The following is a 20,113-nucleotide window of genomic DNA, read 5'->3' on the forward strand; positions in this document are numbered from 1 at the left end:
CGTGCGTCAGGTCATCTTCGAGAGCGAGAACCTAACGGTCGTCAAGGTTCCGGGCGAGCGCGACGACACGGTTTTCGTGACCTTCGAATCGATGCGGGGGGACTGGCCGGCGGGCCGCAAGGGCTTTGGCGAGGACTATTTCGCCAAGCGCGGGCGCACCGCCTATCATTTCATGCCGTCGGGAAATTGCTGGTATCAATACCCGGAAATGCCCGAGGCGCTGGCCCGCGTGCGCGCCGACATCGCCGATGGGGCGCGCGTCATCACCTATGGCATGAGCATGGGCGGATACGCGGCCTATCGCTTCTCCGCGCCGCTGCGCGCCGACGTGGTGATCGCCTTCTCGCCGCAATACAGCATCGACCGCTGGCGCGTGTGGTGGGAGCGGCGCTGGGGGTCGCAAAGCCGCTCGGTGCTGTGGGACCGGCAGATGCCGGGCGAGGGCGCGGTCAAGTACATTTTCTATGATCCGCTGAATCAGGACCGCCGCCATATCCGCGCCCTGCGCCGCGAGGCGTCGCTGGAGTTGGTGCGGATCTATTTCAGCGGCCACGCCTCCATTTCCTATGTCCAGGAATGCGGGCTACTGGACAGCGCCGTGCTCGACATCGCCGAGGGCCGCTTCGACGCGGCGCGGTTCGAGCACCGCATCTGGCAGCGCCGGCTGGTGTCGGCAACCTATGCCAAGACCAGGCGGCGCAAGCGCACCGGCCTGTTTCGGCGGCTGCGCTATCTCGCCATCGAGCACCTGCTCGAACGCCGGCTCGGCTCGGGCGGCGTCGATGACGCGGCGGCGCTCACGCCCGACCGCGCCGTGTAGCCGCCGCCCGCGCGCGGGGTGGGTTGGTCAGTTCCAGCCTTCCAGCACCACCTTGCCGATGGTGGCGCCGCTTTCCAGTGCGGCATGGGCGCGGGTGAGGTTTTCGGCGCTGATCGTGCCGAGAGGGGTGCCCGCCGTGGGCAGCAGCGTGCCGGCCTCGACGAGGCGCGAAACCTCCTCCAGGATCTCGTGCTGGCGGATCATGTCGGAGGTCTGGAACAGCGAGCGGGTGAACATGAGTTCCCAGTGCAGCGACAGGCTCTTGCCCTTCAACGGCAGCGCGTCGAGGCTCGACGGATCGTCGATGATGGCGATGCGGCCCTGCGGCTTCGCGCCCTTGATGATCTCGGCCCAGTGCCGGTCGGTGTGGGTGAGCGCATAGGTGTAGTCGACCAGTCCGAGCCCGGCGGCGGCGAGTTCCTCGCTCAGCGGGCGGGAATGGTCGATGACGGCATGGGCGCCCAGGCGCTCCACCCAGGCGCGGCTCTCGGGCCGGGAGGCGGTGCCGATGACGGTGAGCCCGGTGAGCTGGCGGGCCAGCTGCACCACCATCGAGCCGACACCGCCCGCCGCGCCGACCACCAGCAGGCTGGCACCCTCGCCACCGTGCATCGGCACGCCGAGCCGATCGAACAGCCCTTCCCAGGCGGTGAGCGAGGTGAGCGGCAGCGCGGCGGCTTGCGCAAAGCCGAGCGAGGCCGGCTTGTGGCCGACGAGGCGCTCGTCGACGAGGTGCAGCTCGGCATTGGTGCCGGGACGGTTAAGGTCGCCGGCATAGAACACCGCGTCCCCCGGCTGGAACAGCGAGACTTCAGCGCCGACCGCCTCGACCACGCCGGCGGCGTCCCAGCCGAGGATGACAGGCGCGCCCTCGGTTCCCGCGCGGCGCATCCGCACCTTGGTGTCGACCGGATTGACCGAGACGGCCTTCACCCGCACCAGAAGGTCGCGCGGGCCGGGCGTCGGCGCGGCGGTCTCGAAATCGAACAGCGCGCGCGCCTCGGTGATGGGAAGCGAGGTGGTGTAGCCGATGGCCTTCATGGCAAATCTCCCGCGCCACGCCCGAAGGCGCGCGCAATGGTGGCGTTGACGTTTCGCCCCCAGATGTCGCGATGCGTGGGCCGAGCGCAAGAACGCACGAGTTTGTCGGCTGCTATCGAAAATGTAACGCCCTTTCCCCCGCGCCCCGGACACCCTAGATTCCGCGCCCGAAACGGAGACAGGCGATGGCGAGGCGGCATCAGGATTATGCGTGCGGCGAGGGCTGCCCGGTCGAGGCGGCGCTGGAGATCATCGGCGCCAAATGGAAGGGCGGCATCGTCTATCACCTGCTTTCCGGCGAGGCGCGGTTCAGCGAACTCGGCCGGCGCATGCCGAATGTGACCGCGCGCATTCTCGCCAAGGCGCTGCGCGAACTGGAGGCGGATGGGGTGATCGCCCGCACCGTCTACCCCACCATCCCCCCGCAGGTCGGCTACCGGCTGACCGAGGCGGGTGAGGGCCTGCGCCCCGCTATTCTGGCTTTGCACCGTTGGGGCAGTCGCCCGCGCGGGGTGTTCGACATCGCGGCGGAGTGACTTTGCGCGGCGAGGCTCTGGCCTTCGCCGGCCACCCTCATTAGAACGCCCGGAGCGCTGCGCTTCTGCGAAGCGTTGCACGATCGTCCGCATCGGCCCGCCGGAGTGTCATGACCCGTCCCGAGTCTTCCCTGCCGGAACAGGCGCCGCCGGCCACCGATGGCCCGGCCAACGATCTGCCCGCCAAACGCGCGCGCTATTTCGTGCCCCGGCAGCGCAGCAAGCTGCGGCGCTGGATCACCGCGAACACCCAGAAGACCGGGCGCCGGATCGGCCGGCTGCTGTTCGACGCCGAGGGCCACCCCCGCGCCTTCCTGCGCTCGCTGCTGTTCGATGCCTATCAGCGCCCGCGCCCGGGGCTGGCGGGCGTCATTTTCAAGGAACCCGGCCGGCCCCGGCGTCCCTTCGCCAACTGGCTGACGGGCTCGGACGCGACACTGCCGCCGCTGGTCGCCGGCCTGCCGTTTCCGCCGCCCTCGGTTGGGCGCCGCTCCGTGGTGGTGGTGATCGAGAACAGCGCCGCTCCGGCCGCGCCGCTGCTGCGCCGGCTCGCCCGCGACCACGCGGTGCTGGTGCTGGTGCTCAATGGCGAGCCGAGCGGCGACGCGGCTCTGGTCGGTGACGGCGTTGCGCTGGTGCCGGTGCCGGTCGCCGGCGCGCGCGCGCCCCGCGCGGTGCTGCTCGACGCGCTGGCCTTCCGCGTCCACGAGGACCGGCCGCTCTTCGCCGTCACCGTCGGCCTGGCGACCATCGACGCCGCCGACGCGCTGGAACAGCGCAACATTCCCGTGGTCGCGGTGATCGGCGCGGCCGATGCCGACCCGGCGCGGCATGAGACGCTCGGCCCGGCGCTGGAACTGGCGCTGGCACGGGCCAGTGCGCTGGTTTTCCCCACGGCTGCCACGCGCGAGGCGGCGCTGGCTTCCATGCCCCGTTTTGCCGCCCGCCGCCGGCTGGTGGCGGCGCAAGCGCCGCTGGAGGCGGGCGCGGCTCATGTGCTCGCCATCGGCCGCGAGATCGGCGAGGAACTGGACGCCGAGCTTTCCCTCATTCTGGCCACCGAGCCGGAACGGCTGGAAATGCTCGACATTCCGCGCGAGAACGATCCGCCGGGCGACCTCACCGTGGCGCAGAAGCTGGAGTGGCTGATCGCCGACTGGCGGCGCAAGGCGCTGCTGAAGCGCCACCCCAACCGGCCGCCGCTGCGCCGGCCCTATTCCGGCTTTCACCCGCTGATCTATGCCGAGCACCACCCGGTCGCCTGCTTCGACCAGCGGCGCTACCCGCTGTCGCACTGGATCGAGCGGGGGCGCCCGGCGGGGCCCTGGGCGCTGCCGGTGTTCGGGCCGCTGCCGGGCCCGCGCGCGAGCCGGTTGAAAAGCGCGCTGCACGGACACTTCTTCTATCCCGACCTGCTGCCGGAACTCCTCGACCGCCTGGAGGTCAACGCCTCGCGCCCGGACCTTTTCCTCACCACGGACACGCCGGCCAAGGCGGACGAAATGCGGGCGATGACGGCGGGCTATGCCGGCGCGGTGCAGATCGATGTGGTGCCCAATCTCGGCCGCGATATCGGCCCGTTCCTGACCGGGCTGCGCGATGCGCTGGCCGGGGGCGGCTATGACGTGTTCTTCCACGTGCATGGCAAGAAGACCAAGGGAAGGCGCCGCGCCATCGGCGATCCCTGGCGCCAGTTCCTGTGGGAGAACCTGATCGGCGGCGCCCATCCCATGCTTGATACCGTGCTCGCCCGGCTGGAAGTCAGCCCGGAGGTCGGGCTGGTCCATCCGGAGGATTCGCATCTGGTCAATTGGGCGCGCAATGACCGTATCGTCCAGGAACTGCGCGAGGACCTGGGGCTGACCGAGCCGCTCGGCACCTATGTCGATTTTCCCGTCGGCAACATGTTCGCCGTCCGCCCGGCGGCGCTGCGGTCCTTTCTCGCGCTCGGCCTGGAGTGGGAGGACTACCCGGCCGAGCCGATTCCGGACGACGGCACCCTCATGCACGGGTTGGAGCGGCTGCTGCCCATGGCCGTGCGCCAGGCCGGCTTCAGCACGCTCGCCGTCCGGGTGCCCGGCACCGACTGGGACTAATCGCACCGGCGCGGCGGCGATCGCCGGCGCCGGAGGGGAAAGGCTACATCACGCTTATGTCCAGCACGTCGTCATCCGCGCCCGCCGACCAGCTTCTCATCGCCCTCGCGCAGCTTAACCCCGTGGTCGGCGACATCGCCGGCAATATGCGACTGGTGCGCGAGGCGCGGGCGCTGGCGGGCGGGCAGGGGGCGGATCTTGTCGTCTTCACCGAGCTTTTTCTGTCCGGCTATCCCCCCGAGGACCTTGTGCTGAAGCCCGCCTTCCAGGCGGCGTGCCGGCGCGCGGTGGAAGAACTCGCCGCTGAGACCGCCGATGGCGGGCCGGCGCTGCTCCTCGGCGCGCCGTGGGTGGAGGGCGCCGCGCTCTACAATGCCGCGCTGCTGCTCGATGGCGGCGCGGTGGCGGGCGTGCGCTTCAAGGTCGATCTGCCCACTTACGGCGTGTTCGACGAGAAGCGCCTCTTCACCCCCGGCCCGATGCCGGGGCCGATGGCGTTTCGCGGCGTGCGGCTCGGCGTGCCGGTGTGCGAGGATGTGTGGTCGCCTGACGTGATCGAGTGCCTGATGGAGACCGGGGCGGAAATCCTGCTCATCCCCAATGGCTCGCCCTATCGCCGCGACGTGCAGGATGAGCGGCTGAACGTCGCCGTGGCGCGGGTGGTCGAGAGCGGGCTGCCGCTTGCCTATGTCAATGCGGTCGGCGGGCAAGACGAGCTGGTGTTCGACGGCGGCTCCTTCGTCCTCAATGCCGACCGCTCGCTGGCGGTGCAGCTGCCCAACTTCCAGGAGCGGGTGCGGATCACAAGCTGGGAGCGCTGGGCCGATGGCTGGCGCTGCGAGGAGGGCGCCCGCGCGCCGCTGCTGGCGGGCGACGAGGCGGATTATGCCGCCTGCGTGCTCGGCCTGCGCGACTATGTCGAGAAGAACGGCTTTCCCGGCGTGGTGCTCGGGCTTTCCGGCGGCATCGATTCCGCCCTTGCCGCGGCGATGGCGGTGGATGCGCTGGGGCCGGACCGCGTGCATGGCGTGATGCTGCCCTCGCGCTACACCTCAAAGGACTCGCTCGCCGACGCCGCCGGCGTCGCGCAGGCGCTGGGGCTGCGCTACGACATTCTGCCGATCGGGCAGGGGGTGGAGGCGCTGGAGCAGGGGCTGGCGCCGCTGTTCGCGGGCCGCGCGCGCGATGTGACCGAGGAGAACCTGCAGTCGCGCCTGCGCGGCACGCTGCTGATGGCGCTCTCCAACAAATTCGGCGCCATGGTGGTGACGACAGGCAACAAGTCGGAGATGGCGACCGGCTATGCCACGCTCTATGGCGACATGAATGGCGGCTTCAACCCGCTGAAGGACCTCTACAAGACGCAGGTGTTCCGCCTCAGCGCCCTGCGCAACCGCTGGAAGCCGGCCGGGGCGCTGGGGCCGGACGGCGCTGTCATCCCCGACAACATCCTCGCCAAGCCGCCGACCGCCGAGCTGCGCGAAAACCAGACCGACCAGGACAGCCTGCCGCCCTATGAGGTGCTGGACGCGATTCTGGAGCGGCTGGTGGAGCGCGAGACGCCGCTCGACGCCATCGTTGCCGACGGCTTCGAGCCGGCGCTGGTGGCGCGGGTGGAACGGCTGCTGACCCTCGCCGAACATAAGCGCCGGCAGGCGGCGCCGGGGGTGAAGGTGACGGCGAGAAATTTCGGCCGCGACCGGCGCTACCCCCTCACCAACCGGTTTCGCAAGGGGGCGTAGGCGCGCGCGTCATCCCGCCAGGTGGCGGGCCAGCGAAATCCAGAGCGGCGCGGCGACGGCGAATCCCAGCACGCTGACGATGAGGGTCGATGAGGCGAGGTCGACATAGGTCTGCTCGCGTCCGGCAATGACGATGCCGGAGAAGGCCGGCGGCAGCGCGGCGAGCAGCACCACCTGTTCGAGATGGCTGGCGCTGACGCCGGTGATCAGCGCGAGGGCCAGCATCGAGGCCGGCATCAGGCCGACCTTGACCGCCGAGTTCCACAGCACCTCCGCATTGAGCTGGAACCTGTGCGCCGACAGCACCAGCCCGGCGGCGAACACCGCCACACCCGAGGTGGCATGGCCGATCAGCGCCAGCGGCGCCTGCAGCAGGTCGGGCATGCGCACGCCGGCCAGCACCAGCACCACGGCGATCATCGGCGCCAGAACGACCGGCTCCTTCGCCGCCTTGATCAAAGCCGCCGCCGGCTTGGTGCCCTTGGGCGCGACGAAGAACATGCCGAGCGGAACCAGCAACACGTTCACGACCAGCGCAACGATGGCCACACTGAGCGCCGCGCTGCCGCCGAACAGCGGCGCGAGCACCGCCATGCCGAGGAACCCGACGGTCGGGGCACCGGCGCTGAGCCCGGCGATTCCCGCCTCGCGGCGGTCGTGTCCGAACACGAAAAGCGCACCGAAGAAGGCGACGAAATACCAGAACAGCAACACGGCCACGGAGATGGTCAGCAGTCGCGTGTCGGAAAACAGTTCCTCCCGGGAGGAGTTGGCGATCGAGACGAAGAGCAGGGCCGGAAGGCAATAGGAGAGGACAAGGTGATTGAAACCGGAGGCCTGAGCCTGATTGAAGCTGGAGCGCTTACCCGCGACATATCCAAGAGCGAGCACGAAGAAGATGGAGAAGATATCCTGGATGATCGGGGTCACGCGAAACTCCACTAACCGGCGCCGCAGCGCTTCTTGCATAATGTCGACCTCCGCAATCTCCCATCTGCGGCAGCCGAGGTAAAGCTATGGGGCGGTGCGCGCAGCCCCGGCGCTTGCTCCGGTGGGGTCTCCTCGGCGATAAGACGGCATGTCCGACACCGCTCCCGACGCCCCGCCCGTCCTGCGCTTCGCGCCTTCGCCCACCGGCCTGCTGCATGTCGGCAATGCCCGTACGGCGCTCTACAATGCCCTCTATGCGCGGCAATGGGGCGGGACCTTCATCCTGCGCTATGACGACACCGACACGGCGCGCTCCACCGATGCCTTCGCCGAGGCGATCGCGCAGGATGTCGCCTGGCTCGGCCTCGTGCCGGACCGGGTGGAGCACCAGTCGCGGCGGCTGCCGCGTTACGACGAGGCCGTGGCGCGGCTGAAGGCGCTCGGCCGGCTCTACCCCGCCTATGAGACCGAGGAAGAGCTGGAGGCGATGCGCCAGTCGCGGCGCCGGCGCGGCCTGCCGCCGGTCTATGACCGCGCGGCGCTGAAGCTCTCCGAGGCCGAGCGCGCGGCGCTGGAAGTGGACGGGCGCCGGCCGCACTGGCGTTTCCGCCTCGATGGCCGGCAGGTGGTGTGGGACGATCTGGTGCGCGGGCGGCAGGGCGTCGACACCGCGACCCTTTCCGACCCCGTGCTGGTGCGCGAGGACGGGTCCTATCTCTACACCCTGACCTCGGTGGTCGACGATGTCGACATGGGCGTGACCCATGTGGTGCGCGGCGAGGACCACGTTACCAATACCGGTGTGCAGATCGAGATCATCGAGGCGCTGGGCGGGTGGGTGCCGCGCTTCGGCCACCACAATCTGCTCGTGCTGCCGAGCGGGGAGGGGCTTTCCAAGCGGCTCGGCCATCTCTCGCTGCGGGCGCTGCGCGCGGAGGGCGAGGAAGCCCTTGCCGTGGCGAGCCTCGCCGTGCTCACCGGCACCTCGCTGGCGGTGGAGCCGGTGGCCTCGCTGGAGGCGCTGGCGAGCAAGATCGATTTCGCCAAGATTTCCCGCGCCCCGGCGCGCTTCGACCCGGCCGAACTTTCCGCGCTGACCGCGGCAACGCTGCATCACCTGCCTTATGAGGCGGTGGCCGCGCGGCTTGCGGGGTTCGGCGTCGGCGGCGGCGAGGCGTTCTGGCTGGCGGTGCGCGGCAATCTCGCCCGCCTTTCCGAGGCGGCCGACTGGTGGCGCGTGGTCGAGGGGCCGCTGGCGCCGGCGACGGCCCCGGAGGATGCCGACTTCCTCGCGCAGGCGGCGGCGCTGCTGCCGGAGGAGTGGGGCGAGGATGTCTATTCGCGCTGGATCGCAGCGCTGAAGCCGGCGAGCGGACGGGGCGGACGGGGCCTGTTCCACCCGCTGCGCCTCGCCCTTACCGGGCGCGAGAGCGGGCCGGAAATGAAGGCGCTGCTGCCGCTGATCGGTCGCGACAAGGCGGCGGCGCGGCTGCGGGGCGAGCGGGCGTAGCGCGCGGAGCGCCGTCATCCCGGCCCTAACCGAGAGGGATCGCTGCAGGAAAAGACACGGAGCCCCGGGTCAAGCCCGGGGATGACGGTCGGTTCTCGTGAGGCCTTGCGGTAAGGCCCGCGCCTGTCAGGGCTTCTTGGTCGCCGGCGGCGCCGCCGGGCGCGGCTGCGCCATTTCGCGCGAGGCATCCTCGGTGACGACGATGTCGCCCTTGCGCAGCGTCGGGTCCTCCTGTCCGGCCATCGCCTGCGACCAGTTCATGTTGGCCGGGCGGCAGGTGCAGGCGGGGACGAACTGCTTCTTGAACAGCAGCGCGGTGGGCAGCGACATATAGGGCTGGCCGTTGATGCCGACCGCCTGGTTAATATCCTCGCCGGGGTTGCGGTAGGCGAACAGCCGGGCCTCGGTGCCGGGGCACTGGCGCTGGCACTGCGCCTCGTCCGAGCCGAACTTGGCCGGGGTGGCGGCGAAGGACACCGGGAAGAAGAAACCGTCGCAGGTCCGCACACAGACGGTGCGATAGGTCGACACTTTCGGCATTTCCAGCGGCTGCACGTCCAGCGGGCCGGTTTCGTCCGCCGGCACGCCGAAGAGCTGCTCGATGAAATTGCGCGGCCGCCGGTTCTGGTTGCCGTAATTGCCCCCGGCACCCTGACCGCTGCTCTGCCCCAGCGCGGCCTGATACTGGGCGCCGCAATTATTCTGGGCGAGGGCGTAGATGAGCTGGCGGCGCTGCTCATTATTGCCGCTCTGCTGGCCCCGCGCCTGCATCATGGTGCGGTCGAGGTTCGAGCGGGCCTGGGTCAGGCGGCGGTTGAGCGATTCGCACTGCGGCGGCAGCTGCGGCTGGAAGATGAGGAAGCCCCGCTTGTCGCAGCCGAGCTGACGCACCTGGGCGGAGAGATTGGCGATCTCCTGCTGCTGCTGGGCGATGGCGGCGCCGAGATCGGGCTGCCCGCCCTGGCCCCGGTCGAGCCCGGCCAGCTGGCCTTCCAGCCGGATGCAGGTGGAGCGGTCGCCGCCTTCATAGCCGCCGCCCTCATACCCCCCGCCGACGCTGCCGGGCGGATAATCCTGCGCGACAGCGAGGCCGGCCGGAGCAAGGAGCGCCGCAGCGAGGAGGAGGCGGGCGGCGAGGTGGCGGCGGAATGTCATCAAGGGAGACTGCAATCGCGATGGCGGACGGAAGCGGGTGTGCCGGAATCGGGCGAAGGCCGCAATGAGCACGGCAAGCTTGTCGAAAGTTTGAACCCGCTTTCGCCGCCCGATGCAAGCGGGACGCCCAGCCACCGGCGCCGCACGGCGCCTGCGGGGCGTTGCGCGCGGGGCCGGCACCCCCATATGCGGAACGTTCCGATCGGAGTTCACATCCGCATGATCCGCGCCCCCCGCGTTCCCGCCTTCCGCTCTCTCGCGCTTGCCGCCCTCGTGCTGGCCGCCGGCCTCGCCGCCGCCCCCGTGCAGGCGCAGGAGCCGGACCTCATCTTCCGCAAGTCGACGGTGTGGAAATTCCTCACCCCCGACGACAAGCTCGCGACCTATGGCATCGACGATCCCGTCGTCGACGGCGTCGCCTGCCATTACACAGTGCCCGAGCGGGGCGGGGTGAAGGGCATGCTGGGGGTGGCCGAGGAAGTGTCGGACATTTCCATCGCCTGCCGGCAGATCGGCCCGATCAGCTTCAAGAGCAAGTTCGACCAGGGCGATATCGTCTACCGGGAGAGCCGTTCGCTGATCTTCAAGAAGATGCAGATCGTGCGCGGCTGTGACGCCAAGCGCAACGTGCTGGTCTATCTGGTCTATTCCGACAAGCTGATCGAGGGCAGCCCGAAGAACTCGACCTCGACCGTGCCGGTCATGCCCTGGGGCGCGACCAATGAGGCGCCGAAATGCGGCGACTATCTCAAGTGAAGTCGGGCGGGCGCGCCGGTTGAGCGCGCAAGCCTTCTGTGCACGCAAGCCTTCTGCGCACGCAAGCGTTCAGCGCGCGCAGGTGATGGCGACGGAATTCTGGCAGGCGCTGCCCTCGCAGGCGGCGGTGCGGACCGGGGCGGCGCCCGTCAGGCTCGGCTGGGCGTCCGAGCGTGCCGGGCCGAAGCTGGTGGCGCGGCTGAAATCGTGCACCCGGCACCACGCATCCGCCATCGCCTGGCCGCAGGGCGCGCCGGAGGCGATGCAGGTGTCGATGCCGTAGCCGTCGGAAAGGTCGACGCTGAAAATGGCGGTGTCCTCGCCGGCCGTGGCAAGGCTCGGGGCAAGGCTCGGAGCCAGCGCCAAAGCAAGGGCGAGCAGGGAGAGGCGCAGGCGCGGCATCGCGGTCATGTTGGGTGCGTTCTTTGGTGGCGACAAGGTGGCGGCAGGACAACGTGAATGTGGCGAAAAGGTTTGAATCGACCCTTAAAATTTTCGCCTGCCGTCGTCGTGGCGGCGAGATAGCCCCGCCTCCCGCACCCGTCAACTGCGGCACGCTGGCGGCGTCGCGTGCGGCGTTATCCCTGGCCTTGGCTTGACGCGGCCGGCCAAACGGACGACAGACGCGGCGCCGCGCCTCATCGCGCGCGGCAGGATCCGGAAGGCACAGATATGTCGGGCACCAACGCGCAGGCGCTTCCCGAGCTCAAGCTCTACAACACGCTCACGCGGTCGAAGGAGGTCTTCACTCCCCTCGATGCCGCGAAGGTGCGGATGTATGTCTGTGGCCCGACGGTCTACGACTTCGCCCATATCGGCAATGCGCGCCCGGTGATCGTGTTTGATCTGCTCTACCGGCTGCTGCGCCACCTCTATGGCGTCGACCATGTCAAATATGTCCGCAACATCACCGACGTGGACGACAAGATCAACGCGCGCGCCGCCGCCGAGCATCCCGGGCTCGACCTCAACGAGGCGATCGCCAAGGTGACGTTCACCACCGAGGCGCAGTTCCATGACGACCTCGAAGCGCTCGGCGTGCTGCATCCCGATGTCGAGCCGCGCGCCACCGAGCACATCGCCGAGATGCGCCAGCTGATCGAGAAGCTGGTCGCCTCCGGCCACGCCTATGTCGCCGAGGACCATGTGCTGTTCTCGGTGCCTTCCATGCCCGATTACGGCAAGCTCTCCAACCGGCCGCTGGACGACATGCTGGCCGGCGCCCGGGTCGATGTCGCGCCCTATAAGCAGGACGCCATGGACTTCGTGCTGTGGAAGCCCTCCAAGCCCGGCGAGCCGGGCTGGCCCTCGCCGGCGGGCATCGCGGCGCCCGGGCGTCCGGGCTGGCACATCGAGTGCTCCGCCATGAGCTGGAAGCATCTCGGCGAGACCTTCGACATTCATGGCGGCGGCATCGACCTTGTCTTCCCGCACCATGAGAACGAAGTGGCGCAGTCGCGCTGCGCCTTCCATTCCGGGCTGATGGCCAAGGTGTGGATGCATAACGGCTTCCTGCAGGTGGAAGGCGAGAAGATGTCGAAATCGCTCGGCAACTTCATCACCATCCGCCAGCTGCTCGCCGACTGGCCCGGCCCGGTGCTGCGCCTCAACATGCTGAAGACCCATTACCGCCAGCCGATCGACTGGACGGTGAAGGGGCTGGAGGAGAGCGCCAAGACGCTGGAGCAGTGGTTCGACGCCGCCGCCCCGGACGCCTATCCGCGCCCGGCGCCTTCGGTGCTGGAAGCGCTGGCCGACGACCTCAACACGCCCAAGGCCATCGCCGAGATGCACGCGCTGCGCGACCATGCCGGCAAGAAGGCGCTGGCCGGCACGCTGGCTTTCCTCGGCTTCGAGCCAGGGCCCATGGAAGCGTGGGCGGCGGCGCGCGTGCCGGTGCTGACAATTGCGGCCGAAGAGGTCGAGGCGCGCATCTCGGAGCGCATCGAGGCCCGCCGCAACCGCGACTGGGCCGCCTCCGACCGCATCCGCGACGAGCTGCTCGCGCTCGGCGTGGCGCTGAAGGACAACAAGGACGGCACCACCTCATGGGAGCCGAAGCGGTGAGCGGGGCCAACCGGCCCCCCGCCGCCGCGCTGCGCCCGGCACTGCCGGGCGACGTGGCGATGCTCGCCGCCATTGCTGAGGCGGCGATCCTTGAGCTGACCGGCGAGGATTATGATTCCGACCAGCAGGAAGCCTGGGCGGCGGCGGCTTCCGACGAGGAAGCGCTGGAGACGCGCCTGACGGAGCAACTGACCCTCATCGCCACCCGTGAGGGCGAACCGGTGGGGTTCATCTCGCTCGCCGACAACCGGCTGATCGACATGCTGTATGTGCGGCCGGAAGCGGTGGGCGAGGGCGTGGCGTCTCTGCTCTATGACGCCATCGAGCGGCTGGCCGGCGCGCGCGGGGCGACGAGCCTGACCGTCGATGCCAGCGACACCGCGCTCGATTTCTTCAGCAAGCGCGGCTTCACCCCCAAGCAGCGCAACACCATCTCGCTGGGCGGGGTGTGGCTGGCCAACACGACGCTGGAAAAGACGCTCGCCCCGCCCGACACCACGCATTGAGCGCGAGCGCCCGGAACAACGCTCCGGGCGCCTTTCTCACGCCCTCACTTGGCCTTGGCGGCGATCAGCGCGGCGGTGGCGTCGCCGGCCATGCCATCCAGCGTCGCCAGCGGCAGCGAGAGCACCGCGTTTCCGGCGGCGAGCTTGGTGAGATCGAAGGTGCTGTAGTTCAGCCCGCCATAGGTGCGGACATAGAGCACGCTGCGGTTGAGATCGGTCAGCGCGGTCCACGAGGTGTATTCGCTGGTGAAGGGCGGGGAATCCTTGGTCGCCACCGCGGCGATGCCTTCATTGCCACCTGAGTTGGTGTCGATGGTGATGTCCTTCGGCCGATCGAAATTGTTCATGATGTGGGCGAGCGTGCGCACCGCGTCGTCGGGCGCTTTCACCTTCTGCGCGTATTGCGAATAATACACCGCGCGCACGAAGCGCCCGACCGAGGTGTTCGACGCCGGAAGCCCCGCCGTGGCGATGCCGGAATCGGGCTGGGCGACCTTCAGCGACCCGAACTGGCCGCTCGACTGGTCGACATTGCTGAGGAAGGTGTAGTTGTTCAGGTTGGTGAGGTGCCAGGGCAGTTCGGGCCCGTTGGTCATCACCCCTACCGGGTTGTCGTAGACGGTCTGCTTGCCATTGGCGAACTCGATGACGATCGAGGCGCCGCTGCGGTCGTGCAGCACATAGTGGAACGGCGACTTGGCGTTGCCGAGCACGGCCAGCGGAGCGAGCAGCACCGGCTGGCTGGCGAGCGCGGCCTTTACCTCGGCCACGTCCTGGAACTGCCCGAGCGTCCAGGAACCGAGATCGATGGCGGAGAGCGCCGCCTTGGTCATCTCGAAGGCGTGGGTGGGCCCGGCGGCGCCAGCGAAGGCGAGCAGGCTGAAGGTGAGGCCCTTCTCGTTGAAGCCCTCGACGATCTTCAGATCGGCGAGCGAGCCGTCCGGCACGGTGATCGCCAGCATGCGGTACTTGGTGGTGTAGGCGAGCGCGGCGGCACCGGCGGCGGCGGTGGATGTATAGCGCTGGCCGGCGGGGAGATAGGCGACCCGGTAGGGCAGCTCCATCGCCAGCTCCAGCGTGCGGCCGAAATAGACCCCACCATTGGCATCGCGATAGATCAGCGAGGTGCAGGCCTGCGCGGACGGCGCGAGCGCCAGGGTGAGCGACAGCGCTGCGGGCGCGAGCAGCCGTGCGAGGGGGCGGCGGGTGGCAAAGTCGGAAAGCGTCATGATGAACTCGTGCGTGCCGGGACGGCGACGGCTCTTGAATACCGTCACCGGCCGCGCAGCGCCATCGCCCTCCGCATCACGAAGGCCGGAGGAAGGCCGGCCCGCAGGCCTTCGCCCTCACATCCGGTCGAGCACGCGCTCCTCGGCTTCGCCGTGCAGATCGGCCTCGCCGAGATGGGCGACGGCGCCCTGTAGCTTGGGCAGCACGGCGCGCACATTATGCGCGACCAGCAGCTTCACCGGGCGGGCGATGTTGACGAAGCCGGTCGACTGCATGTGGTCCAGCAGGGTCAGCAGCGGGTCCCAGAAATTGGCGATGTTGAGCACCATCACCGGCTTGGAATGCCGGTTGAGCTGGACCCAGGTGAGCTGTTCGATCAGCTCTTCCAGCGTGCCGATGCCGCCGGGCAGGGCGATGAAGGCATCCGCCCGCTCGAACATCAGGCGCTTGCGCTCGTGCATGTCCTTGGTGACGATCAGCTCATGGGCGTGGTCGAACGCCTGTTCCTTGCCGATCAGAAAATCGGGGATGATGCCCGTCACCCTGCCGCCCGCTTCCGCGCAGGCGCGGGCGGTGGCGCCCATCAGCCCCACGCCGCCGCCGCCATAGACGAGGCGAATGCCCTCGGCCGCGAGCAGGCGCCCGAGCGCGATGGCGGTTTCGAGATAGACGGCATCGGCTCCGGTAGCCGCGCCGCAATAGACGCATATGCTCTTGATCTTTGTCATGGACACCATGTTGCACCGCAGCACGGGCGGGTTCAAGTATTCAGATTACCATCACATGGCATTGCCCGCCGCCCGGTGCAAATGGCGGGGAGGGCCGTACGGTTCCATGGCCGCGCCTGTCGGGTGGCTGAGGGGGCGCTGTCTTGAAATCATCGTCTATCGACGATAAACGATGGCGATGACCGCTACCAATGCCGCCACCGATGCCACGACCGACGCCGACGAATTGCTGGCGCTGCGCCTGCGGGCGCTGGCGCATCCGGCGCGGCTGGCCATTCTGCGGGCGCTGGCGCAGACCGAGCGCTGCCAGTGCGGGCAGATCGTGCGCGGGCTGACCCTCGCGCAATCCACCGTCTCGCAGCACCTCAAGGTGCTGAAGGAGGCGGGGCTGATTACCGGCACCATCGAGGGGCCGCGCTCCTGCTATTGCCTCGACCGGCAGACGGTGGCGGCCCTGGCGGACGAATTGCTGCCGCTGCTCGATCTGCTGGCCGCCGCGCCGGCGCAGGGGAGCGGCGCGGACAACCCTGATCCGCGCGCCGACGCACTGGTCTGAGCGCGCCCCGTCACCATCTGCGTGACGACCATCGACGTATGTAAGACGTGAATCGGGCGCCTGCCGCCCGCGAGTGAGAAGAACGGAAATCTGCATGTCCCCACCCAAGGGCTCCGCCGCCTCCAGCGCCACCGAGATCAATCCGCGCGGCAGCCTTCTCGTCGCGCTGAAGGGGCTGTGGCCTTATCTGTGGCCGGCCGACCGGGCGGATCTGCGCACCCGCGTGGTCTGGGGGCTGCTGCTGCTGGTGCTGGCCAAGATAGCCACCATGTCCACGCCCTTCTTCTTCAAATGGGCGACCGACGCGGTGGCGGAAGGCGAGGGCGCGCGCATTTCCACCGATGCCATCGCCTGGCTCGTCGCCGGCCCCTTGATGCTGACGCTGGCCTATGGCGGCTCGCGCATCGTCATGGCCGGGCTGACGCAGTGGCGCGACGGCCTGTTCGCCAAGGTGGCGATCCATGCGGTGCGCCGGCTGGCGCTGGAAACCTTCCAGCACATGCACGCGCTTTCCCTGCGCTTTCACCTGGAGCGCAAGACCGGCGGCCTGACGCGGGTGCTGGAGCGCTCGCGCGAAGGCATCGAGACCATCGTGCGGATGCTGGTGCTGCATCTGGGCCCCACCATCCTTGAATTCGCGATGGTGATCGGCGTGCTGTTCTGGCAGTTCGACTGGCGCTATGTGGCGGCAACCATCGGCATGATCCTCGCCTACACGGTCTTCACCTTCGTGATGACCGAATACCGCATGGGCATCCGCGCGGCGATGAACGAGAGCGACACCGACGCCAACGCCAAGGCGGTGGACAGCCTGCTCAACTACGAGACGGTGAAGTATTTCGGCGCCGAATCGTGGGAATCCGAGCGCTATGACCGTTCCATGGCCCGCTATGAGCGCGCCACCGTCACCACCCACACCTCGCTCGCCTGGCTCAATGCCGGGCAGGCGGCGATCTTCACTCTCGGCCTCACCGCCGTGATGGCGCTGTGCGTGCTGGACATCCGCGCCGGGCGGCAGTCGGTCGGCTCCTTCGTCATGGTCAACGCCATGATGATCCAGCTCTACCAGCCGCTGAACTTCCTCGGCATGATCTATCGCGAGATCAAGCAGTCGCTGATCGACATCGAGGCGATGTTCACCATCCTCGCCCGCTCGCCGGAAATCCGCGACCGGCCCGGCGCGCCGGCGCTGGAGATGAAGGGCGGCACGGTGCGCTTCGAGGATGTGCGCTTTTCCTATGATCCCGAGCGCGAAATCCTCAAGGGCGTCAGCTTCGAGGTGCCGGCCGGCCGCACGGTGGCGATCGTCGGGCCGTCCGGGGCCGGCAAGTCGACCATTTCGCGGCTTCTCTACCGCTTCTACGACATCAATTCCGGCCGCATCCTGGTCGACGGGCAGGATGTACGGGAGGTGTCGCAGGCGAGCCTGCGCGCCGCCATCGGCATGGTGCCGCAGGACACGGTGCTGTTCAACGACACGCTCGGCTACAACATCCGCTACGGCCGCGCAGGCGCCTCGGACGAGGAGGTGGCGCGCGCGGCGGAACTGGCGCAGATCGACGGCTTCGTGCGGCGCACGCCCAAGGGTTATGCCACCGAGGTCGGCGAGCGCGGGCTCAAGCTCTCCGGCGGCGAGAAGCAGCGCGTCGCCATCGCCCGCACCATCCTCAAGGACCCGCCCATTCTGATTCTCGACGAGGCGACCTCGGCGCTGGACAGCCACACCGAGCGCGAGATCCAGGACGCGCTGGAGCGCGTCTCGCGCGGGCGCACCACGCTGGTCATCGCTCATCGCCTCTCCACCGTGGTGGGCGCCGACGAGATCATCGTGCTGCAGCACGGGCGTATCGCCGAGCGCGGCACGCATGGCGAGCTGATGGAGCGCGGCGGACTCTACCATTCCATGTGGGAGCGCCAGCGCGAGGCCGAGCGGGCCATCGAGACGCTGAAGGCTGCCGGCGAGGCGGACGACGAGACGGTGCCGGCGGGTACGGCGGATGCCATCCCGGCCTGAGGCCAGTGGCGCGCGGGCGACCTCTGCGGAACCATGTCGCGCATCCGGCATTTGACGGGCGGGCCGGCGCGCCCTACCTCTCGGCGCAAGGAGCCGGTGCGTGACCCATGGGCACCGGGCAGAAAGGCCAGTTGATGTCCGTCCTCGATTCCATCCGCAGCGGCCTCGCCCCCATTCACCGCGAGGGCTACCCGTTCGTCCTGATCGGCGCTGGCGTTTCGGCGCTGTTTCTATGGCTGTTTGCGCCGCTGGGCTGGATCTGCGTGCTGATCACGCTGTGGATCTGCTATTTCTTCCGCGATCCCGAGCGGGTGACGCCGGTGCGCGAGGGGCTTGTCGTCTCCCCCGCCGATGGCCGGGTCTGCCTGGTCGGGCCGGCGGTGCCGCCGGCTGAGCTCGGCCTCGGCGACATGCCGCTGCCGCGCGTGTGCATCTTCATGAATGTGTTCGACGTGCATGTGAACCGGGCGCCGCTGGCCGGCCGGATCACCCGCATCGCCTATCGCCCGGGCAAGTTCCTCAATGCCGATCTCGACAAGGCGAGCGAGGACAATGAGCGCAGCGGCATGGTGCTCGACACCGCCATCGGCGCCGTCGGCGTGGTGCAGATCGCCGGGCTGGTCGCGCGCCGCATCGTCAGCTTCGTGCGCGAGGGCGACCTGCTGGCGCCGGGCGAGCGCTTCGGGCTGATCCGCTTCGGCTCGCGGGTCGATGTCTACCTGCCGCTCGGCACCCGCCCCGCGGTGGCCGAGGGCCAGCGCGCCATTGCCGGCGAAACCGTTCTGGCGGACCGCGCGGCCATCGGCACCGAGCCGACATTCCGCATCGATTGAGTTTTCCAACCCGCGAGCGTGCGATGGCCGACCTCTTCTCTCCCTTCGAGCCCGATGCGCCGGAGCCGCCGCGCCGGCGTTTCCAGGCGGTGCCGTTCCGGCTGCTGCTGCCGAACCTGGTGACGCTGCTGGCGCTCTGCGCCGGCCTCACCGGCATTCGCATGGCGATCGAGGGGCGGCTGGAACTGGCGCTCGGCGCCATCGTGCTGGCGGCGGTGCTGGACGGGCTCGACGGCCGGCTGGCGCGGATGCTGCACGGCACCTCGCGCTTCGGGGCGGAACTGGACAGCCTGTCCGACTTCGTCTGCTTCGGCGTGGCGCCGGGGCTGGTGCTCTATATGTGGGGGCTGGAAACGCTCGGCTCGGTCGGCTGGATCGCGGCGTTGGCCTTCGCGATCTGTGCCGCCCTGCGGCTCGCCCGCTTCAACGTGATGCTGGAAGACCCGAACAAGCCGCCCTTCGCCGGGGATTTCTTCACCGGCGTTCCCGCCCCCGCCGGGGCGATCTGCGTGCTGCTGCCGGTCTATCTGGAACTGGTGGGCCTGCCGCGCCTGGTCGCCTCGCCGGCGGTGGCGGCGTTCTATTGCCTGGCGATCGCGCTGCTTATGGTCTCGAAGCTGCCGGCCTTTTCCGGCAAGCGGCTCGGCGCCCGCATTCCCCGCGACAAGGTGATGCCGCTGTTCATCTGCGTGGTGCTGTTCGTGGCGGTGCTGGTGACATGGCCGTGGACGGTGCTCTCGGTCATCTGCGTCGCCTATCTCGCGGCGCTGCCCTTCTCGGTGACGCGCTACAACCAGCTGTCGCGGGCCTATGAGGCGCGGCGCGCGCATGCCCACCCCGCCGAGCTTCGCCCGGCGCCCGTGGCTGGCGGCACGCAGGACGAGCGGCCCGGTCCGCTCAACTAGTTTTCGAGCGAAGCGGATACCGGTTCGCGTGAATAAAACGTGACAAAACAAAGAACTAGATCAATTCCCAGTTTCCATGAAACAGGGAAATGATCTAGTCGGGCGCCTGGATACCAACCTGAAAAACAGGGATGTCCTCGCTCAGCGGGCGCGGGCCTTCATCGCCTCGACCCGCGCGGCCAGCGGCGCGGCGGGAAAGGCCTGACGCAACAGCCGCAGCGCCTCGGCGTCCGAGCCGGGGCGGGCGAGGTCAAGATGCTGGGACATAAGCTGCGCCACTGTCGCGGGCTCGCGCCTGAAGGCGATGCGGGTGTCGGCCTCGCGCAACGGGCCCGGCGCCGGAATCTTCACTGTCACGCTCGCAGACTGCAGCATCACAACATCCTCCGATCGCCATCTCGAATCAATCGGCTTTCCTCATGGATAAAATGAGGGCCATCATCTCCAAACGCACGAACAAAATTTGCGTTCCCGCTCTTGTGAACGCGCCTGTGGCCAAGTTCTCACAGTGTTACCCTGGCCGCCATACGAGACACTACGAAGACGAGAGCACGATATTCCCACCACGCGGCGAGAATTTCCGGGACGAACGGTATTCATCGGTGGGAAGAATTTTAGGGGCGTGCGGCGGGCAACGCTTGCCTCGCGCCGCAATGACCGGATAGGTCCGGTCATGTTCCGCAGGCGG

Annotated in this window: 19 protein-coding genes; 12 read left to right on the forward strand and 7 right to left on the reverse strand. The window is 68.7% G+C overall.

What is annotated here, in order from left to right:
• The first annotated feature begins 1 nt into the window (after position 1).
• Positions 2 to 820 (forward strand): hypothetical protein, encoded by an 819-nt coding sequence (locus A3M1_RS0116400; protein WP_018390079.1) that lies wholly within the window; start codon positions 2 to 4, stop codon positions 818 to 820.
• Between the two features lie 27 nt (positions 821 to 847).
• Here A3M1_RS0116400 and A3M1_RS0116405 read toward each other — a convergent pair whose 3' ends face one another.
• Complete coding sequence (locus A3M1_RS0116405; protein WP_018390080.1) at positions 848 to 1,861, reverse strand: zinc-binding alcohol dehydrogenase family protein; 1,014 nt, start codon at positions 1,859 to 1,861, stop codon at positions 848 to 850.
• 185 nt (positions 1,862 to 2,046) lie between these two features.
• Here A3M1_RS0116405 and A3M1_RS0116410 point away from each other — a divergent pair, with 185 nt between their 5' ends.
• From A3M1_RS0116410 to A3M1_RS0116420, 3 genes are all read left to right on the forward strand, one after another.
• Positions 2,047 to 2,397, forward strand: a complete 351-nt coding sequence (locus tag A3M1_RS0116410; RefSeq protein WP_018390081.1) for a helix-turn-helix domain-containing protein — start codon at positions 2,047 to 2,049, stop codon at positions 2,395 to 2,397.
• 110 nt (positions 2,398 to 2,507) lie between these two features.
• A complete protein-coding gene (locus A3M1_RS0116415) occupies positions 2,508 to 4,493 on the forward strand; it encodes a rhamnan synthesis F family protein (protein ID WP_018390082.1) in 1,986 nt (661 codons plus the stop codon).
• 56 nt (positions 4,494 to 4,549) lie between these two features.
• Positions 4,550 to 6,235: an NAD+ synthase gene (locus A3M1_RS0116420; protein ID WP_018390083.1), complete on the forward strand. Its 1,686-nt coding sequence runs from the start codon at positions 4,550 to 4,552 to the stop codon at positions 6,233 to 6,235.
• A 9-nt stretch (positions 6,236 to 6,244) separates the two neighbouring features.
• Here A3M1_RS0116420 and A3M1_RS0116425 read toward each other — a convergent pair whose 3' ends face one another.
• Positions 6,245 to 7,165, reverse strand: a complete 921-nt coding sequence (locus tag A3M1_RS0116425; RefSeq protein ID WP_018964056.1) for an AEC family transporter — start codon at positions 7,163 to 7,165, stop codon at positions 6,245 to 6,247.
• Positions 7,166 to 7,313: 148 nt separating this feature from the next.
• Here A3M1_RS0116425 and A3M1_RS0116430 point away from each other — a divergent pair, with 148 nt between their 5' ends.
• Positions 7,314 to 8,675: a glutamate--tRNA ligase gene (locus tag A3M1_RS0116430; RefSeq protein ID WP_018390085.1), complete on the forward strand. Its 1,362-nt coding sequence runs from the start codon at positions 7,314 to 7,316 to the stop codon at positions 8,673 to 8,675.
• 126 nt (positions 8,676 to 8,801) lie between these two features.
• On the opposite strand, the gene A3M1_RS0116435 is transcribed toward A3M1_RS0116430, so the two are convergent.
• Entirely contained in the window at positions 8,802 to 9,830 is a 1,029-nt protein-coding gene (locus A3M1_RS0116435; protein WP_018390086.1) for a DUF2865 domain-containing protein, read from the reverse strand.
• 219 nt (positions 9,831 to 10,049) lie between these two features.
• On the opposite strand from A3M1_RS0116435, the gene A3M1_RS0116440 reads away from it, so the two are divergent.
• On the forward strand, positions 10,050 to 10,586 hold the full coding sequence (locus tag A3M1_RS0116440) for a CreA family protein (RefSeq protein ID WP_018390087.1): 537 nt from the start codon (positions 10,050 to 10,052) through the stop codon (positions 10,584 to 10,586).
• Positions 10,587 to 10,655: 69 nt separating this feature from the next.
• On the opposite strand, the gene A3M1_RS0116445 is transcribed toward A3M1_RS0116440, so the two are convergent.
• Positions 10,656 to 10,997 (reverse strand): hypothetical protein, encoded by a 342-nt coding sequence (locus tag A3M1_RS0116445; protein ID WP_018390088.1) that lies wholly within the window; start codon positions 10,995 to 10,997, stop codon positions 10,656 to 10,658.
• A gap of 261 nt (positions 10,998 to 11,258) precedes the next feature.
• Here A3M1_RS0116445 and cysS point away from each other — a divergent pair, with 261 nt between their 5' ends.
• On the forward strand, positions 11,259 to 12,653 hold the full coding sequence (gene cysS, locus A3M1_RS0116450) for a cysteine--tRNA ligase (protein ID WP_018390089.1): 1,395 nt from the start codon (positions 11,259 to 11,261) through the stop codon (positions 12,651 to 12,653).
• Complete coding sequence (locus A3M1_RS0116455) at positions 12,635 to 13,159, forward strand: GNAT family N-acetyltransferase (protein ID WP_018390090.1); 525 nt, start codon at positions 12,635 to 12,637, stop codon at positions 13,157 to 13,159. Before cysS ends, A3M1_RS0116455 begins: the two co-directional genes overlap by 19 nt.
• Positions 13,160 to 13,203: 44 nt before the next feature.
• On the opposite strand, the gene A3M1_RS0116460 is transcribed toward A3M1_RS0116455, so the two are convergent.
• Both A3M1_RS0116460 and A3M1_RS0116465 read right to left on the reverse strand, forming a co-directional pair.
• Positions 13,204 to 14,388, reverse strand: coding sequence for a linear amide C-N hydrolase (locus tag A3M1_RS0116460; protein WP_018964055.1), 1,185 nt, complete (start codon positions 14,386 to 14,388; stop codon positions 13,204 to 13,206).
• A gap of 117 nt (positions 14,389 to 14,505) precedes the next feature.
• Positions 14,506 to 15,126 (reverse strand): TIGR00730 family Rossman fold protein, encoded by a 621-nt coding sequence (locus A3M1_RS0116465; protein ID WP_018390092.1) that lies wholly within the window; start codon positions 15,124 to 15,126, stop codon positions 14,506 to 14,508.
• Positions 15,127 to 15,289: 163 nt separating this feature from the next.
• On the opposite strand from A3M1_RS0116465, the gene A3M1_RS0116470 reads away from it, so the two are divergent.
• The 4 genes from A3M1_RS0116470 to pssA all read left to right on the forward strand — a co-directional run bounded on the left by A3M1_RS0116470 (position 15,290) and on the right by pssA (position 19,425).
• A complete protein-coding gene (locus A3M1_RS0116470; RefSeq protein ID WP_018390093.1) occupies positions 15,290 to 15,673 on the forward strand; it encodes a helix-turn-helix transcriptional regulator in 384 nt (127 codons plus the stop codon).
• Positions 15,674 to 15,767: 94 nt separating this feature from the next.
• On the forward strand, positions 15,768 to 17,687 hold the full coding sequence (locus tag A3M1_RS0116475) for an ABC transporter ATP-binding protein/permease (RefSeq protein WP_018390094.1): 1,920 nt from the start codon (positions 15,768 to 15,770) through the stop codon (positions 17,685 to 17,687).
• Positions 17,688 to 17,821: 134 nt separating this feature from the next.
• A complete protein-coding gene (locus A3M1_RS25125) occupies positions 17,822 to 18,520 on the forward strand; it encodes a phosphatidylserine decarboxylase (RefSeq protein WP_038197213.1) in 699 nt (232 codons plus the stop codon).
• 23 nt (positions 18,521 to 18,543) lie between these two features.
• Complete coding sequence (pssA, locus tag A3M1_RS0116485) at positions 18,544 to 19,425, forward strand: CDP-diacylglycerol--serine O-phosphatidyltransferase (protein WP_018390096.1); 882 nt, start codon at positions 18,544 to 18,546, stop codon at positions 19,423 to 19,425.
• Positions 19,426 to 19,566: 141 nt separating this feature from the next.
• Here pssA and A3M1_RS0116490 read toward each other — a convergent pair whose 3' ends face one another.
• Complete coding sequence (locus A3M1_RS0116490) at positions 19,567 to 19,800, reverse strand: hypothetical protein (protein WP_018390097.1); 234 nt, start codon at positions 19,798 to 19,800, stop codon at positions 19,567 to 19,569.
• Between the last annotated feature and the right edge of the window lie 313 nt (positions 19,801 to 20,113).

The sequence above is a fragment of the Ancylobacter sp. FA202 genome (assembly GCF_000380205.1).
Lineage (GTDB): Bacteria > Pseudomonadota > Alphaproteobacteria > Rhizobiales > Xanthobacteraceae > Ancylobacter.